At 64.5% G+C, this 17070-nt stretch carries 18 protein-coding genes; 12 read left to right on the forward strand and 6 right to left on the reverse strand.

Annotated features, from left to right (window positions below; translation table 11 throughout):
- Positions 1 to 160: 160 nt before the first annotated feature.
- Genes rplI through rpsF form a run of 4 tightly spaced genes read right to left on the reverse strand, consistent with a single transcriptional unit; the run spans position 161 to position 1808 of the window.
- The gene (gene rplI, locus RHODMAR_RS03630) at positions 161 to 616 is read right to left on the reverse strand and encodes a 50S ribosomal protein L9 (RefSeq protein WP_008711378.1); all 456 of its coding nucleotides are present in this window, start codon (positions 614 to 616) and stop codon (positions 161 to 163) included.
- 15 nt (positions 617 to 631) lie between these two features.
- Positions 632 to 874, reverse strand: coding sequence for a 30S ribosomal protein S18 (gene rpsR, locus RHODMAR_RS03635; protein ID WP_008711381.1), 243 nt, complete (start codon positions 872 to 874; stop codon positions 632 to 634).
- 42 nt (positions 875 to 916) lie between these two features.
- On the reverse strand, positions 917 to 1462 hold the full coding sequence (locus RHODMAR_RS03640) for a single-stranded DNA-binding protein (RefSeq protein WP_008711383.1): 546 nt from the start codon (positions 1460 to 1462) through the stop codon (positions 917 to 919).
- A gap of 58 nt (positions 1463 to 1520) precedes the next feature.
- Positions 1521 to 1808, reverse strand: coding sequence for a 30S ribosomal protein S6 (gene rpsF, locus RHODMAR_RS03645; RefSeq protein WP_008711385.1), 288 nt, complete (start codon positions 1806 to 1808; stop codon positions 1521 to 1523).
- Between the two features lie 161 nt (positions 1809 to 1969).
- Between rpsF and RHODMAR_RS03650 the strand changes: the two genes are divergently transcribed.
- From RHODMAR_RS03650 to RHODMAR_RS29490, 5 genes are all read left to right on the forward strand, one after another.
- Entirely contained in the window at positions 1970 to 3373 is a 1404-nt protein-coding gene (locus RHODMAR_RS03650) for a putative membrane protein (protein WP_008711387.1), read from the forward strand.
- A gap of 22 nt (positions 3374 to 3395) precedes the next feature.
- On the forward strand, positions 3396 to 4094 hold the full coding sequence (locus RHODMAR_RS03655; protein ID WP_008711389.1) for a response regulator transcription factor: 699 nt from the start codon (positions 3396 to 3398) through the stop codon (positions 4092 to 4094).
- Positions 4091 to 5275, forward strand: a complete 1185-nt coding sequence (locus RHODMAR_RS03660) for a sensor histidine kinase (RefSeq protein WP_051047758.1) — start codon at positions 4091 to 4093, stop codon at positions 5273 to 5275. The genes RHODMAR_RS03655 and RHODMAR_RS03660 overlap by 4 nt, the downstream gene beginning before the upstream one ends.
- Positions 5272 to 6321 (forward strand): hypothetical protein, encoded by a 1050-nt coding sequence (locus tag RHODMAR_RS03665; protein ID WP_008711393.1) that lies wholly within the window; start codon positions 5272 to 5274, stop codon positions 6319 to 6321. Before RHODMAR_RS03660 ends, RHODMAR_RS03665 begins: the two co-directional genes overlap by 4 nt.
- Positions 6322 to 6448: 127 nt before the next feature.
- A complete protein-coding gene (locus RHODMAR_RS29490) occupies positions 6449 to 6814 on the forward strand; it encodes a response regulator transcription factor (RefSeq protein ID WP_008711396.1) in 366 nt (121 codons plus the stop codon).
- 18 nt (positions 6815 to 6832) lie between these two features.
- Here the strand turns inward: RHODMAR_RS29490 and RHODMAR_RS03675 are convergent, their stop codons facing one another.
- Both RHODMAR_RS03675 and RHODMAR_RS03680 read right to left on the reverse strand, forming a co-directional pair.
- Entirely contained in the window at positions 6833 to 7930 is a 1098-nt protein-coding gene (locus RHODMAR_RS03675) for a DUF475 domain-containing protein (RefSeq protein ID WP_008711398.1), read from the reverse strand.
- A gap of 123 nt (positions 7931 to 8053) precedes the next feature.
- Positions 8054 to 8629, reverse strand: coding sequence for a TerD family protein (locus tag RHODMAR_RS03680; RefSeq protein WP_008711399.1), 576 nt, complete (start codon positions 8627 to 8629; stop codon positions 8054 to 8056).
- Positions 8630 to 8849: 220 nt separating this feature from the next.
- Between RHODMAR_RS03680 and RHODMAR_RS03685 the strand changes: the two genes are divergently transcribed.
- From RHODMAR_RS03685 to RHODMAR_RS03715, 7 genes are all read left to right on the forward strand, one after another.
- Entirely contained in the window at positions 8850 to 9935 is a 1086-nt protein-coding gene (locus RHODMAR_RS03685; protein ID WP_042937872.1) for a hypothetical protein, read from the forward strand.
- Between the two features lie 24 nt (positions 9936 to 9959).
- Positions 9960 to 11105, forward strand: a complete 1146-nt coding sequence (locus tag RHODMAR_RS03690; protein ID WP_008711403.1) for an HpcH/HpaI aldolase/citrate lyase family protein — start codon at positions 9960 to 9962, stop codon at positions 11103 to 11105.
- Positions 11102 to 13435 (forward strand): phosphoribosyltransferase, encoded by a 2334-nt coding sequence (locus RHODMAR_RS03695; RefSeq protein ID WP_008711404.1) that lies wholly within the window; start codon positions 11102 to 11104, stop codon positions 13433 to 13435. Before RHODMAR_RS03690 ends, RHODMAR_RS03695 begins: the two co-directional genes overlap by 4 nt.
- Positions 13432 to 14235: a hypothetical protein gene (locus RHODMAR_RS03700; RefSeq protein ID WP_008711407.1), complete on the forward strand. Its 804-nt coding sequence runs from the start codon at positions 13432 to 13434 to the stop codon at positions 14233 to 14235. The genes RHODMAR_RS03695 and RHODMAR_RS03700 overlap by 4 nt, the downstream gene beginning before the upstream one ends.
- Positions 14236 to 14275: 40 nt before the next feature.
- Positions 14276 to 15685 carry a hypothetical protein gene (locus RHODMAR_RS29370; RefSeq protein ID WP_008711409.1) on the forward strand — a complete coding sequence of 470 codons (1410 nt, stop codon included), beginning with the start codon at positions 14276 to 14278 and terminating at the stop codon, positions 15683 to 15685.
- Between the two features lie 2 nt (positions 15686 to 15687).
- Entirely contained in the window at positions 15688 to 16434 is a 747-nt protein-coding gene (locus tag RHODMAR_RS03710) for an ESX secretion-associated protein EspG (protein ID WP_008711411.1), read from the forward strand.
- Positions 16435 to 16518: 84 nt separating this feature from the next.
- Positions 16519 to 17070 (forward strand): hypothetical protein (locus RHODMAR_RS03715; RefSeq protein ID WP_008711413.1); only part of this gene is annotated, 552 nt, incomplete at its 3' end.

Here is a 17070-nt window from a genome sequence, read left to right on the forward strand (position 1 = left end):
GGCCGTCTGCGGCGTTCTCCGGCCCACTCAGCGCCGCCTCCGCCGCGCATTCCCACCCTGCGCGGGCACAAGCTCTCCGTGGTGCGAGCCGAGACACGACAAAGCCCCACGAACCGAGGTTCGTGGGGCTTTGTGCAGCCGTACCGGCCGAAAGCTGAGATCAGCTTCCGACGACCTCCAGCTTGAACTTGGCGGTCACGTCGGGATGCAGGTTCACGACGATGTCGTGCATGCCCGTGTTCTTGACGTGTGCCTTCGGCAGATCGATGCTGCGCTTGTCGACGACCGGTCCACCGGCAGCCTTGAGAGCAGACGCAACGTCCGACGCGGTGACCGAGCCGAACAGCTTGCCCGAGTCGCCTGCGGTCTTCACGGACAGCGTGACGGCCTCGAGGCCTTCGATGGCCTGCTTGAGCTCGTTGGCATGCTCGAGTCCGCGAACGGCACGAGCTTCCTGAGCGCGGCGGATGCCGTCGACCTGCTTCTGTGCTCCACGGGTGGCCTGAATGGCCAATCCGCGGGGCAGCAGGAAGTTACGGCCGTAGCCGTCCTTGACCTCTACGGTGTCGCCAGGCGCACCGAGGTTGTCCACATCAGCGGTGAGGATCAGTTTCATACCAATCGCCCCTTTCTATCGAGCCGTCGCGGCGTAAGGCAGCAGTGCTACCTCACGCGAGTTCTTCACGGCAACGGCCACGTCACGCTGATGCTGGACGCAGTTGCCGGTGACACGGCGAGCACGGATCTTTCCGCGATCGCTGACGTACTTACGCAGCAACGTCGTGTCCTTGTAATCGATCGACGCGTTCTTTTCCTTGCAGAAGGAACACGCCTTCTTCTTGAGCACCTTGTCGCGCAATGGCGGTTTGGGCATGGGGCTTTCTCCGTTACATCTGGGTGTTCTCGATCGAAGGATCTAGAACGGTGGCTCTTCGTCTCCGCCACGCCCGCCGAAGGAGCCCGAGGCCGCCGGGGCGCTGCCCCAGGGATCGTCTCCGCCGGAACCGGCGTTGGAATTGGAGTTCGAGCGGCCGCCGCCCGATCCACCTGAGGAACCAGAACCGGAGTTGAAGCCTCCGCCTCCACCTCCGCCGCCGCGGTTGGCCTTGTTGACCTTCGCAGTGGCGTAGCGCAGAGAAGGCCCGATCTCGTCGACCTCGAGCTCGACGACAGTCCGCTTCTCACCTTCACGCGTTTCGTACGAACGCTGCCTGAGCCTGCCGCTCACGATCACTCGTGAGCCGCGGGTCAAACTCTCGGCCACGTTCTCCGCAGCTTCACGCCAGATATTGCAGCGCATGAAGAGTGCGTCGCCGTCTTTCCATTCGTTGGTCTGACGGTCGAACGTGCGCGGAGTGGACGCAACGGTGAAGTTGGCCACCGCCGCACCGGCCGGGGTGAAGCGAAGTTCTGGATCTGCCGTCAAGTTCCCGACGACGGTGATGACGGTCTCGCCTGCCATGGTTCCTCTTTCAGTAGTAAGTCTTTGTTGATGCCAGCCTAGAGGCGAGCAACGACAATTACTTGCCCTGTCGCAGGACCTTCGTACGCAGCACGGACTCGTTGAGTCCGAGCTGACGATCCAGCTCGCTGACGGTGGCAGGCTCGGCGTTGAGGTTCACAACGGCGTAGATGCCCTCGGCGTGCTTGAGGATTTCGTAGGCCAGACGACGCTTGCCCCACACATCGACCTTGTCGACGGTGCCGCCATCCTTGCGAACGACGTTGAGGAACGTATCGAGCGACGGAGCGACAGTGCGCTCGTCCAGATTGGGGTCGAGAATGACCATCAATTCGTAATGACGCATAAGACCTCATCACCTCCTGTGGACTAGTGAAAACGGCCACGGACTATCCGTGGCAGGAGGGTCGTTGCGTCAGCAACCCCTCGAAGATACACGACAGGGCGCTGACCTGCTAATTCCCGTCGGACGCACGGACCGAAGATCGCGCGTCATAGTCTTGCATCATGCGATCCGGGGTCCGCGCCAATCCGACGACGGTGGTCGTGGTCGTTGCGATGGCTGCAGTCGGACTGATTCTGGGGTACCTGAACAAGGCCCGGTGCGCGCTCGCGCCGTTCGATGCTTCCGGTCGCAGCACAGTGTTCGACGCGATCAAGGACTCCTCGGTCTGCTACTCCGACATCCAATTCCTGTGGCTCGGTCGCGACATCGACAATCACATCTTCCCCTACATCCACGGGGCCATCACCAGCGACGGCATTCTCACCGGGGGCACGGTGGAGTATCCCGTTCTCAGCGGATTGCTCATGTGGCTCGGTGCCATCCCCGCGCACACCGACGCGCAGTTCCTGTTGACCTCGGCATTGATCCTGGCACCCTTCGGTCTGCTCACCGCCTGGATGCTCGGCCGCATGGCCGGCTGGTCGGCTTTGCTGTGGTCGATCGGCCCGCCCCTGGTGATGTACGCCTTCCACAACTGGGAACTACCCGTCGTCGCATCGGCCGTAGGCGCGATCTTCGTCATGACGCTGCCGATGCCGCTGCGGCGGAGAGCAATTCTCGCGTCGGTGCTGTTGGCGGTCGGCTTCTGTCTCAAAATCTATCCCGGTGCTTTCGTATTGCCACTGATCGCCTACGTGGTCACCGGCGGGATCGACGGCCGCGAATCGCCCGACTCCGTTCGAGGTCGCTACGACATCCGCGGCGGACTGATGGTTGCCGGCGCGGCGATCGGCACCACGGTCGCAGTGAACCTGCCGTTCGCCGTCCTCGGCTACGAAGGGTGGCGCGCGTCGTTCACCTTCCAGTCCTTGCGGCAGGCCGATCTGACGACCAACTCCATCTGGTACTGGGGCCTACGCCACTTCTACATCACCGACCAGATGAGTCCCGATGCCTACGCCGAAGCCGAGGCATCGTTCCAGAACGTGGTGGACGTCGCGTCACCGCTACTGGTGTTCATCGCATTCGCGCTGGCGCTGTGGCTGGGCCGTCGTCGCGCGAAAGTGGTCGGCACCTATCCCTGGGTCGCGGTGAGCGGCTCGATGCTGTGCGGATTCATGTTGCTGCACAAAGTGCATTCGCCCCAGTACACGCTCTGGCTGCTTCCGTTCCTGGTGCTGCTGCGCGTTCCGTGGGGACTCGTCGCCGCGTATCTACTGGTCGATCTGTCGATGGGCATCGGTGTCTTCAAGTACTTCGCCGCACTCGCTTCGGGTGCCGACGCCGACGACGAGGAGTTCTTCGTCCTGGTCGGGGTATGGGGCCGAGCTCTGTTGTTGGTAGTGCTGTTCGTGCTCTTCATCAGGGCTCGCATGCGGGTTCCATTGCCGGGCGAAACAGACCAGTCGCCTGTATTATCGCCCCGACCAGCATCGATATCGCTGACGACATCGCCGGGGCAGTAAGACGCAAGAGCGGGGCGGGGACATGACACAGGTGCCGCGATTTCAGGGGAGCACAGAGCACGAGAACATCGCGGTACGACGCATCGGCTTGGTCGAGGACCACGAATCGGTTGCTCTCGGCCTCCAGGCCATGCTCACGGACGAACCCGACCTCGAATTGGTGTCGTTCGCCGCCACCGTCGGCGAACTGTTGGATCGGCCGCAGACACTCGATCTGGTGGTACTCGACCTTCGACTGGGTGACGGCTCGTCCCCTCGCTCCAATGTGGAGCAACTGCACGCTGCCGGGGCCCGCGTGTTGGTCTACACCGGTGCCGAGAACGCATTTCTGGTTCGCTCCGCTGCCCGTGCAGGGGTGTTGGGGGTGGTGCGCAAGTCAGCACCTGCCTCGGCGATCGTCTCGGCGATCAGGCGCGCCGCGAGCGGCGGTCAGGTCGTCACGACGGACTGGGCTGCCGCAATCGACGGCGACCCGCAGCTCCCCGATGTCGGCCTCAGCCCACGTCAACGCGAGGTGCTCGCGCTGTATGCATCGGGCGAAAAGGCCGGTCGCGTAGCCCGCCTGGCCGGCTTGTCCGAGCAAACCGTCAACGATTACCTCGTGCGCATCCGCAACAAGTACGCCGAGGCCGGGCGCCCGGCACCGACGAAAACCGATCTGTACAAGCGTGCGGTCGAGGACGGTTGGCTGCCGATGCCCGAACTACCGCCACGGGAATGATGCAGGGTTCGAGCGCGGAGGAACGCCTCTCGCGCTACCTGGCCCGCTTCGCGAGCGCGGGTGCGCTTGCGTACCTGGTGTTGTTGACGCCCCAGATCGCGTCGCAGTTCGGACGGTTGCAACCCTGGTACACACCGCTGTTCGCGTTCGCCATCTTCGGACCGGCCCTCTGCCTGTCGTTCGCCTCGTTCCGCTGGAGCCTGCAACGAATCCGCGCCCTGGTCACAGTGATGGCCGGTGCCTACGTGGCCGGGCAGGTGCTGTGGATTCCAGCCTTCGAGGGTCCGTCTCTCGGATTGACCGAATCTGCCTGGATCGCAGTGTTTCCCGGTCTCATCTCGGTGACAACAGCGATCGCGTGGTCGAATCGCGCGATCTTCGCCTATCTGGTGTTCGTCGCCTCCTTCGGGCAAGTCGTCAACTACTACAGCCGAATCGACCACGGCAACGTTCCACTGTTCTCGGACATCGTCTTCGGGATCATGTTCTGTGGATTATTCACTGTCACAGTCACATTGGTGGTGCGCACCGGTCGAATACTCGACACAACCCGCCTCGCTGCCGAAACGCAGGCCGCCACCGCAGCAGCGAGCGCCGCACGATCGGTGGAACGCGAACGCTTCGACGCCCTGATCCACGACGACGTCATGTCCACGTTGCTCTCGGCCTCGCGTTCGGGCAACAGTTCGGCGCTGACCGCGCAGTCCGCCGCGGCACTGGCCCGGCTGGACCGTTTGCGCTCGGGCATCGCCTCGACCGAACCTGTGGGACCCGACAGCTTCCTCGCTTTCCTTCGATCAGCACTGACCGAAGTGGACGACCACATCGTCATCGACGCCGACACCGCCGACGCATCCGGAGACTTCACCCTGCCGATGGATGCAGTGCGCGCATTGTCGGCAAGTGCCGCGGAAGCGCTCCGCAACAGCGTTCGCCACGCCGGGGAGAACGCCGAACGTCTCGCTCGGGTTCGCGTCGGCGCCGATTCGGTACGCATCGACATCCGCGACGACGGATGCGGGTTCGACCCCGGATCCGTCGCCCCGCACCGGCTCGGCCTCGCTGTCAGCATCACCGGACGCATGCGGCAGCTGCCGGGCGGATCGGCCGACGTGGCCTCTGAAGCCGGACGTGGCACCACCGTCACGCTGACCTACCGACACCCGGTGGGCGCGAGATGACCGACACCGGCACGGCCGACACCGCTGCCGATCGCGACGTTCGAGCATTTCTCGGAATGAACACCGCGAGCGCATACGGAGTCGCCGCAACCTTCTTCGGCACGTACACGCTGATGAACTTCACGGCATCGGGCGGAGTGCACAGCGTCTGGGCGGTGCAGGTCGCGGTACTGCTGGTCTCGTGCGCCGCGTTCGCGCTGGTAGCCGTTCCCGGCGACCCGTTGGGTGCAGGATGGGCGACGGCCATCGGCGCAGCGGCACCTGTGTCCACCGCCGTCGTGCTGTCGCAGCTTTCGGTCCCGGTCGCCAATGGACTGCAGACCTGGCCGCTCAGCGCTGCCGTCGCCCTGTGCGGATTCGTCAGTGTCCGCGGACGCACGGCCCACGGATGGGCGGCCATGGTTGCCGTGGTCGCAGTGTGTGCGTTCTGGGCGGACGCCACCGACCAAGGCGCCGTGGCAGGTGTCGCCATGTCGGCCATCAGCTTCGCACCTCTGGCGATGGCCACGTTCTTCGCCCTGACCTTCCGCTCGACGGCCGCGGCGGTTTTCGAGCTTCGCGCTCAATCTCGTCGCCGCGCAGCAGAGGAGGCGGCGACGTCGGCCGGCCTCGACGAACGGGACCGGCAACTGGCGCGACTGGATTTTCTGGCCCGCCCCTTGCTCGAGAAGATCGCGAGCGGGGCCGAGCTCGATACCGCCGAGCGTGAGGCCTGCGGCCTGCTCGAAGCATCTCTGCGAGATCGGCTGCGGGCAGCGGGACTGATGACGGACGAGGTAGCAGCAGCGGCGCGATCTGCCCGGGTGCGAGGAGTACAGGTGGTACTGCTCGACGACGGCGGGCTCGCTGTGGTCCATCCCACGATTTCGGGGCGAGTGAGTGCCGCCGTTTCCGCTGCCCTTCGGAATGCCGAAGGCGGAGTTGTCACCGCTCGGATCTTGCCTCCCGGCCGCGCAAAGATCGCATCCATCCTGGTCAGCGATGAGAGCGAGGATGTACGGATCGAGCTCGATGCCGACGGGAGCAAGTCTGTCGTAGTGCCGTGACACGCTGACCGGACAGTTGACGTTTCAATGCCCCTAGAAATCAGGGCAGAAAAGCTGCGCATTACCTGTGAGAATCACTCACATTGGTTTAGTTGGTCTCAACCCACTTCAGCGTCAGGGAGATTTGATGTCCGCATTGCTCGAACCCTCGCCCTCCGCGAACGACTCGACCGCGCCCACGACGCGTCGTTCCCGTGGGGCCATCAGCTTGGTTCCCCCCGCGATGCAGATCCATCCCGTTCCCGCCGCTGCGAGCCCGTTCCCACCCCGCCCCGATCTGACCGGCCGAGAGATCGAGGTCCTGCTCTGCTGGATCCGCCACGACTCCAAGACCGAGGTCGCGAAAGCTCTGTTTCTCTCGCTCGGAACGGTCAACACCCACCTCACCCGAATCCGGGCCAAGTACACCTCGGTCGGGCGGCCCGCACCGACCAAGGCCGGCCTGGTGGCGCGGGCCCTGCAGGACGGCCTGGTCGATATCTCGGAACTCTGAGCGTCCCGGAACAGCAGGTCAGACGCTGAGTTCGGTGTCCACGCCCTGCTTTTCGAGGCGCTTGTTCCGCTGGATGCTGCTGACGAAGGCAGCTCCGATGAACAGGATGCCCACGAAGCCGGTGATCAGCTCGTTGATCTCCACACCGATCGAGACCAGCAGGATGATCGACAACGCACCGATAGCCCAGTGCGCTCCGTGCTCGAGGTAGACGTAATCGGACAGCGTTCCCTTGCGCACCAGGAACACAGTGATCGAGCGGACGAACATCGCCCCGATGAAGCCCAGGCCGAGAGCGATGATGATCGGGTCCGCGGTGATGGCGAAGGCACCGATGACACCGTCGAACGAGAACGAGGCGTCGAGCACCTCGAGGTAGAGGAACAGGAAGAAGCCTGCTTTACCTGTCGCCTTGGCGAGTTCGCTCGGTCCGCTGGAGGGCTCGTCGCCCTCTTCCTCGATGTGGAAGAGCTCTCCGAGCCCGTTGACGGCGATGTACGTGATCATGCCGAGAACACCGGCGACCATGACGGTAGCGATCTTGTCGTCCTCGGCGAGGAATTCTGCACTGAGTACCAGCAGCAGGCCTGCTACGACCACCGAGAGCTGGTCGAGCTTGCCGATGCGCGCCAGCGGCTTCTCGAACCAGCTGAGCCAGGTGATCTCACGGTCCTCGAAGATGAAGCCGAGGAACAGCATCAGCAGGAACATGCCACCGAATGCCGCGATCTGTGGATGCGCGTCGGTCAGCAACGTCTCGTAGCTCGGATCGCCGTTGGGGAAGTATGCAGCGTCGTCCGCCGGGGGATTGAGCGCGAGGTCGATGGCGGCGACGGGCCCCTTGCCGGATGCGGCCCACACGATGACCAGGGGAAACAGCAGCCGCATACCGAACACGGCAATGACGATGCCGATGGTGAGGAAGATCTTCTGCCAGAACTCGCTCATCCTCCGCAGCACGGTGGCGTTGATGACGGCGTTGTCGAAGGACAGAGACACTTCGAGCACACCGAGGATGAGGACGAGGATCATCGCCTCGAGCCCGCCGTACAGGAATGCAACGATGACGGCGACGATGGTGACCGCGATCGACCATCCGAAGATCTTCACAACCACTGGCAGTGGCCTTTCTGGCTAGGAGCGGAGCCTGCGGGAGAGACCAGGGATCCGGGAACGGGAAAACCCCCGCCCATCATGAACGACGAGGCGAGGGTATCCCCAATCTTGGGAGCGCCTTTACTAGACGTTTACTCCGAAATCGCGGGCGATGCCGGCGAGACCGGACGCATAGCCCTGACCGACGGCCCGGAACTTCCACTCGGCGCCGTTGCGGTACAGCTCACCGAAGACCATGGCGGTCTCGGTCGATGCGTCCTCGCTGAGGTCGTAGCGCGCGAGCTCTGAATTGTCGGCCTGATTGACCACGCGGATGAACGCGTTGCGCACCTGGCCGAACGACTGCGAGCGTGCGTCCGCATCGTAGATCGACACGGGGAACACGATGGTCTCGATCTCCGGCGGCACAGCGGCGAGATCGACCTTGATCGCCTCGTCGTCACCCTCACCCTCGCCGGTCAGGTTGTCGCCTGTGTGCTCGATGGAGCCGTCGGGAGACTTCAAGTTGTTGAAGAACACGAAGTGCTGGTCACTGAGGGCCTTCTTGGTCGAATTCAGCGCGATGGCGCTGGCATCGAGATCGAAATCGGTTCCGGTCGTCGTGCGGATGTCCCACCCGAGTCCGACCGTGACTGCGGTCAGGTTCGGTGCTGCCTTGGTGAGCGAGACATTGCCACCCTTGCTGAGGCTGACGCCCATGGAGAGGTCCTTTCGCAAATGGTTTCCCGTTACGGGTACAACCGTAGTGGGAATGTCCGGTTTCTGGACGTACTCAGTCAACGAGTGCGCCGGTGCCAGGGTTCCCGTCGGTACAATCGAGCAGGTGACAAGTCGCTGGCCTGGGGTGTTCCGCCGAGGTGCCGAATCGGACGCCGCTGCGCGTCGTTCTCAGGACAACGCCGTCGCCGCATTTCTCGATATGGACAAGCGCCAGTCCATCGCCTCGGCAGGAGTCGAAGCCGCCACCGCACTGCGCCCGGGGGACAGGCTCGCTGCGCTGTGGGCCGATACCGAAAAACAGTGCTTCGACGCCGGAGCCGCCTATCTCGCCGCTGTCGATCAGTTCGACGGAATCGCGACCGCCGCCGCCCGATCGGCCTTCGACCGCGCAACCGGACTGCTGCACGACGCCAGCGCGGCCGTCGATCGGTTCTACGGCGCTCATCGCGACACCCTCGAGCAGGCCTCCGCCCAATTCGCGGCCACACCTCGCCTGGTGCAGGACGCCCTGACCGAGGCCGACACAGCCCGATCCACTGTCGACGAGCAATACGCCGCCTACCCGTCGCTGCGCGAGGCGTGGCACGAACTCGACGTGGCCACAACGCAATTGCAGAGCGACCAGCGTGATCCCGTGCGTGCACGTCAGCACGCTGCCACCGTCCGCGAGCGAGCTGCGGCACTGCGCGCTGCTGTCGAGTCGGCCCCGGGTCGACAGCACGAAGCCCGAACAGCACTGTCCTCGGTACGCACCCGAATCGAAGCCGTCCGAACGCGATCGGAGGGAATCGCGCCCGCCTTCTCGAGTTTGCTTCGTGAATTCAACGCCAAGAGCTCGGCGGATCTGTCGCACAACGAACGGTCGAGTGCGCGCCACATCGAGCAGGCCGACGAGGATCTACGAGCGGCACGTTCGGCGCTCGATGCGGGAAACCCGGAGCATTCACTGGAGTTGGCGACTCAGGCCCGCCGTCACCTGGCCGATGCCGAACAACTGGTCGACGCGGTGACCGACCGAGTGCGTCTACTGCGCGCGGTGAAGGCAGACCCGAAAGAGACCGAGGACAAGATACGGTTCAAACTTCGCGACGCTCAACAACTTGCGCTCAATCGTGGTCTGGTTGCCGAATGGGGCTCGGTGTTGGATGCTCAGCTCGCCCGGATCGACAGGGCGAGCACTGCCCTGACGGGTACCCACCCCGACTACTGGTCATATCTGCAGGACCTCGATACCATTTCGGACTTCATCGCAGGCGTGATCGAACGCTTGCGCAGCTCGCACTGACTCACATTCACACGAAGGACAGCGGTGCAACACTTTCGCCATCTCGACGCAGACACCCGGGAACGAGTGTTCTTCCTGCAGCCGGAAGACATCGAGACCAGCGACGGAAACAACGTCGTAGCAACAGCTCTGGGAGCCACGCTGTACATCCCGGCGACGCGTCCCGACCTGACCTCGACGGTGAACAAGCGCACCGACGAGGGCGTGCGGTCCATCGTCATCGATCTCGAAGACGCTGTCGCAGACTACGATCTGGACGAGGCGTTGGCGAACACCGTCCGAACTCTGAACGAACTCTCGGGTTCGAAGTCGCTGGTCTTCGTCCGGGCTCGCACCCCCGCACACATCCGCGCCATCTGCGCCGGCCTCACCCACGGCGGCGGGCTCACCGGGTTCGTCGTACCGAAGTTCACGGCCGCACGCGGAGCCGAGTTTCTCGACGCGATCGTCGCAGGGGCGCAGCAACACGGCACCCGCCTGTTCGCAATGCCCGTTCTCGAATCGCCTGAGGTGGTGCACCGCGAGACGCGCGACGCAGAACTGGTTGCCATCCGCGAACTACTGGGCTCCTACCACGACATCGTGCTCGCAGTGCGTATCGGAGCCACCGACATGTGCGGCACCTTCGGCATCCGCCGTGACCGCGACCTGACGATCTACGACGTCCGCGTCGTCGCCGACGTCATCAGCGCGATCGTCAATCACCTCGGCCGCTACGACGGGACCGGATACGTCATCACCGGGCCGGTCTGGGAGTACTTCGCAGACCACGAACGCATGTTCCGTCCCCTACTACGGCAGACGCCGTTCGTCGACCAGGACGCCGTGCGCTTCCGTCAGCAACTGGTCAGCAGCGACCTCGACGCCCTACTGCGTGAGGTGGCACTCGACCGAGCCAACGGCATTCAGGGCAAGACCGTCATCCATCCCTCGCACGTCCCTGCCGTACACGCGCTGTCCGCGGTGACGCACGAGGAGTACCACGATGCACTCGACATAATGTCCTCCGACCAGGGCGGAGTGCAGGCGTCCGGCTACCACAACAAGATGAACGAGCTTGGCCCACATCGAAATTGGGCCAAGCAGACACTGCTCCGAGCCAGGGCCTTCGGGGTCACCAAAGAGGGAATCACATTCGTGGATCTACTGACCGCGCTGGCACAACGATGATCGACAATCCCGCCGACGGCATCGCCCTGACCGACACCGGCTCGTCGTCGTCCTGGACGGCCACCCAGCTGGTTCGACCCGGCCTACGCCGCAACCCCCGTCGCGCCCACCTCCTGGTATCGACCGTGCTCGGCAAACACATTCCCGTCGATCCCGACGTCGTCGTCTCGGCCGGGGAGGAGCTGGCCGCCCTCGTTGCGACCGTGGTGGGCGGTGCCGATGTCGATGTGCTCGGATTTGCCGAAACTGCAACGGGATTGGGCCATACCGTCGCGACCGCGCTGGATGCACGCTGCTATCTGCACTCGACGCGGCGCCGGGTTCCTGGGATGACCGTGCACGGCGAATTTCAGGAGGGCCACTCGCACGCCACGGATCATCTGCTGATGCCGACCTCGCCCGATCTTCTCGGCGGTGATCTGCCGCTGATTCTGGTGGACGACGAGATCTCGACCGGAGCGACGGCGCTGGATGCGTTGCGACAGATTCACTCCACGGCCGGCCGCAGTCACTATGTCATCGCGTCCCTGGTCGATATGCGCACCGCCGAGCACCTCGCCGCTGCCGCCGCGGTAGCCGCAGAGTTCGGCATCCGAATAGACAACGCCAGCCTCGCACAGGGGTCGGTGGAGCTGGCCCCGCGTCTGGTGGAGACAGTGCTCGGCCTGTCGGATCCGCAGTTCAATCCCACGGCAGCACGGCCTGGTTCGGTTCGACGCGTCGACGCCCGCTGGCCGGCGACGCTGCCCGAGGGTGGACGGCACGGCTTTCTGCGCACCGATGCCGCCGGTTTCGACACCGCGATCGCTGCCGTCGCCGCAACCGTCGATGCCGCACTCGAAGACTCGCGGGCCGTCGTAGTCGTCGGGCACGAGGAGTTGATGTACCTGCCGCTCAGGCTGGCGGCGGCCCTGCAGAAACTGGGGCACCCCGCGCTGTTCCAGACGACCACCCGGTCGCCCGCCTACGTGCTCGACGTACCCGGGTACCCCTTACGACGCGGATTCGAATTCACCGCTCCCGAGGACGAATCGGCACTGCGCTACCTCTACAACGCGTCCGGGATCGACGACGCCACACTGGTGCTCGTCGCCGACGCCCCCGCGGACACCGCGGCGCTCGCTGCGGCGGCCGAGACGCTCGCCGCATCGGGTATCGATGTTCTGGTGGTCGTCGTGACCGGAGCCGACCCGGTGGCACTCGAGATCGCTCGGCGAGCGCGCCCGCTGCGAGGACCCGAATTCGGTTCGTACGCAACCGGAGAGGTCACCTGGTTGCTCAAGGATCTCTCGGCGGTCTCACTGGAAGCCGACATCGACGAGCGCGAGAAAGCGATTCAGGCCGGGACGGCGCACTACGCGGAATCGCTCCCGGTCGAGTACCAACCGGACCTCGCGTACCGGGAGCTGTTCGAGAAGGTTTTGCACGAGAGCGCGTCGCGGCTGGCGGTCGCCGTCGGAACGGTCACCGAGGTGGTCCTGGCCGAGCGTGGCCACGACATCGCGCTCGCGTCACTGGCCCGCGCAGGTACCCCCGTCGGAATTCTGATGCGGCGCTGGGCTTTCGCCGCGCACGGTATCGAGATTCCGCACTACGCCGTCTCCATCGTTCGCGACAGAGGCATCGACAGCGTGGCTCTGAAATACCTCGCCGAGCATCACGACTCGCGATCGGTGGTGTTCGTCGACGGTTGGACCGGCAAGGGTGCGATCGCCCGCGAGCTCACTGCCGCACTGCGCGAGTTTCCGGGAGCCGAATTCGACGACGATCTGGCTGTACTCGCCGATCCGGGAAACTGCGCTCGCACCTACGGCACCCGAGACGACTTCCTGATCGCGTCGGCCTGCCTGAACTCGACTGTCTCGGGTCTGGTTTCACGGACCGTGCTCAACGACAGCCTGATTCGGCCCGGCGACTTCCACGGCGCGAAGTACTACGCAGACCTCGCTCCGGACGACGTCTCGCGTCACCTGCTCGACACCGTCGCAGCCCGTTTCGACGACGTGCGCAGCGAGGTCGACGCCTCGGTGGCCGCAGTGCTCGGCTCGGACCGAACCCCCACCTGGTCCGGCTGGGCATCGGTGGAGAAAGTCCGCCAGGAGTACGGCATCTCGCACGTCAATTTCGTCAAACCCGGCGTCGGGGAAACCACCAGGGTGTTGCTGCGCCGAGTTCCGTGGCGAGTACTGGTGCGCGAGGCCGATGCACCCGAGCACGAACACATCAGAATGCTGGCCGCAGCCAGGGGAGTGCCGGTCGATGTGGTTCCCGACCTCGCCTACTCGTGCATGGGACTGATCAAGAACGTCTCCGGCGGGGATGCGTCGTGAATGCCCAGGTTGCCGTGGATCTCGACCGCACGCTGATCTTCTCCGAGGGTGCGCTCGAGGTGCCATTGGACGAGAACTTCGAATGCGTGGAGGTGTACGAGGGAAAGCCGTTGTCGTACATGAGCACTCGATCGGTCTCGCTACTGCGCGAGTTGAACGAGATAGCCGTCGTCGTGCCGACCACGACGCGCACCATCGAACAGTTCCGCCGAATCACGCTGCCGGGTGCCCCCTGGCGGTACGCCATCACCAGCAACGGCGGCAACATTCTCGTCGACGGCATCGCGGATCCGCAGTGGCGCACCGAGTTCGACGTCGATCTGGCCGGCATCGGTGCCGAGTTGAGGTCTCGGATATCGAGGGAGTGGGTTCTGAAGTACCGCGAGGCCGACGGCCTGTTCTGCTACCTGGTGGTGAACACGGCCACCCTCCCGACGGACTTCGTCGAAGAATGGTCGCAGTGGTGCGCGACGCGGGGCTGGAACGTCTCGCAGCAGGGTCGCAAGATCTACACGATGCCCAACGCGGTGTGCAAGAGCTCCGCGGTGGCCGAGGTTCGCTCCAGGCTGATCCAGGACGGCACCCTGAACGCCGACGCTCGCGTGTTCGCCGCAGGTGACGGCGCACTCGACGCCGAGATGCTCATCGCTGCCGACGCGGCGATCCGCCCACGGCACGGCGAACTGGAACTGATCGGATTCGCCCGACCCGGGCTGACGGTCACCGATTCCTCCGGCGTCCGGGCCAGCGAGGAAATTCTCGACTGGCTACGGAACCGAACCGCAGTGCGCCGCGTCTAACTTGTCGTCGGGGAGAGAAGACGTCGGGCAAGGGGTGGGGATGTCGGATCCGTATGCGGAACTCGAGCAGCAGGTACAGGCCATCATCGAGCACGGACCCGGGGCCGGCTTCGGGCCCGAGGCGGTCAATTCTCTGATCGAGAACGCGTTCTCGAAAAGAAACGGCTCGTACGGATACGAGGGGGACTACGAGCCGAACGAAGTGGTGGTCACCGAGCCGTTCGAGGTGATGAAGCACGCGGCCATCATCGCGAAGGTCAACACGCTCGCAGCCGAATCGATATCGACGTCGTCACTGAACTGGAACGACCTGTCCGCCGCGGCCTCGGAAGGATCCGACAGTTTCAGGAACGGGATCGAATCCGCCATGAATTCCGGCTGGTCCGGGCCTACCGCCTCGGCCGTGCAGGGCGGAGTCGGCGACTACACGTCCTCGGCCACAGCGCTGTCCACCGCTATGACGATGATCAGCAACAAACTACTCGAGGCACACGCGGGATTCACCCAGACCAAAGCATCGGTGCCGCCGATCGTGGACATCGGCGTCGGTGCCAGCATGCTCGACTCGACGTTTCCGAGCGGCCTTCCGTTCGCCGATTCCATCAAGGCTATAGCGCGGCTGCACGACGAACAGGAAGAGCAGGCGCGTCAAGTAATGCGTTCGGTGTACGTGCCGGGGGTGATGCAATCGGACGACAGGGTTCCGGTACTACCTGCAGCGCACAACCCCATCGCCGACGGTGGTGGTGGTGGTGGTGGTGGCGGCGGCGGTTACAGCGGCGGCGGGGGACCCGGCGGAGGTGGCGGTGGGTCGACCTCGGCTGGTGGTGCCGAGGGTACGGGCGATCCCACTGCGGCACAGACGCAGCCCGGTGGCACCGATCCCAGCGGAACGGATCCAGCCGGAACGGGCCGACCAGGTGCAGGATCGGAGCAGCCGGGGTCCGGGCAATCGGGATCTCTGCCGCCCGCCGACAGTACCGGTGAAACACGCGCCGCGGCGGCTTTCGGCCCCGGATCCGCCAGCGGTGGTCCAGGTTCCGGAGTCGGCGCAGGATCCGGCGGCTCAGGCTACGGCGGCTCAGGCTATGCAGGTGGATCGGGCTACGCAGGTGCATCGGGTACCGGTTCGGGCTCGGGCGGTGGTTACGGCTCGGGCGGCGGTTACGGCTCGGGCGGTGGTTCCGTTCTCGGCCCACCGATCGGCGGTAGCGGGACCACCGCCGGGGGCACGGGCAGCGGTGGACCGGGCGGCGCAGCTGCTGCGTCCGCCGGCCGCGCTGGGGCACACGGTATGCCGGGAATGGGCGGAGCGGGCGCAGGAGGCGCACGTGGAACCGGCGACAACGACGGTGAGCACGCCACCCCCGGCTATCTGGTCGACGTGAGCAACGGCAGCGAGCTGATCGGCGATTTGCCCCTGGTCGCACCACCGGTACTCGGCGGCTGACGATGACGAGCTGGACCATTCCCGGAATCGATTTCATACTGCTCTGCAGTCGATTCGGCCGAGATCGACTCCCGTACCCCCTTGCCGTCACCATCGACGTCGACACCGAGGATCAACACCAACTTCTGCGGCGGGAGGCGTCGGCCAGGATCGATGCGCTGATGGACGAGAACCTCGGCGCGGCTGTCCGCACGCTCGTCGACCCGATCGTTCGCATCGAATGTCGAGGCGACGCACGCGATCCCCACTACGGAACCATCCGCGCCCACGCGGCTGTGCGGCACGACATCGCTGTGGTGCTGACTCAGCAACCGGGGCCCGACGCCTCGGCGGGCGGGGCCGTCACGATCGAGTTGACCGGGCCGACCCAGGTGCCCACCCGGGTTCTCGGATCAATGCCGGCCAACGCGGCAGGCCGCCGACCGGCTGCGCGACTCGAACGGGTTACTGCCGCAGCAATATCGGGTGGGCGCCACCTGTCCACCGCCACCCGCGGGGCAACGGAGAACGAGAAGTTCCGGACGTTCTTCGACCGTCCACGGTCCGCAGTAGGCGAGATCATCGTCGCGCGCGGCAAGACCTACGACAACCGTCGCGACACCGACGCAGTCGCGTTCTTCTGGATGGACTTCGAGCGGGACGGCCGATACATCGTCTACTCCGAGGACACCATCGATATCGTGCCGACCGATACCGCCGGCCTGGCGTCGGAGATCGACCGGCATGTGGCGGTCGCACTGCAGCGGTGATCTGACTCAGCCCTTGACACCCTATCGATTTTCGATAGGTTATCGATATTCGTTGTTATCGACTATCGATATGAAGGCGGCGGTATGGCATACGGACTGGGCTCGGCACGAGCCAACAGATGGGCAATGGCGTTCTACGCGGCAATCGTCGTGGCGTGGTCGGGTTGGAAATTGTGGCGCTATCACTCGTCGGATTTCGTCAGCGCCACCGTCACGCCACGGGAGAACTCGCCGAGTCTCGACCTGTTCGGTGGACAGTTGCAGCCAGGGAACGTCATCGAGCTCAGTGTCGCCAAAAGCGACGTCCAGCGACTCATCGGGATGATCGACTTCCTGAGGTATGGCGAGATCGTGGCGGGTGGAATCGTGATCTTGGTGGGGATCTTCTTCGCGTACCGATTCTTCGACAATGTCATCGAGGAGACCCCGTTCAGCGTCGGCGCCAGCATCGACCTGGTCGTGGTTGCCGTCTGTCTGGTCCTGTATCCGGTCATGACCGGAGGCCTCCGGGTGATGAGCACCAACGCCGTTCAGAGTGCGCTCGAGACGACCGAGTTCACCGATACGGCACGGAGCCTGGGCACGTTCTGGCTGTGCGTGATCGTCGCGATCGTTCTGCAGTTCGTCTACGCGGTT

The sequence above is a fragment of the Rhodococcus sp. AW25M09 genome (genome assembly GCF_000333955.1).
Lineage (GTDB): Bacteria > Actinomycetota > Actinomycetes > Mycobacteriales > Mycobacteriaceae > Rhodococcoides.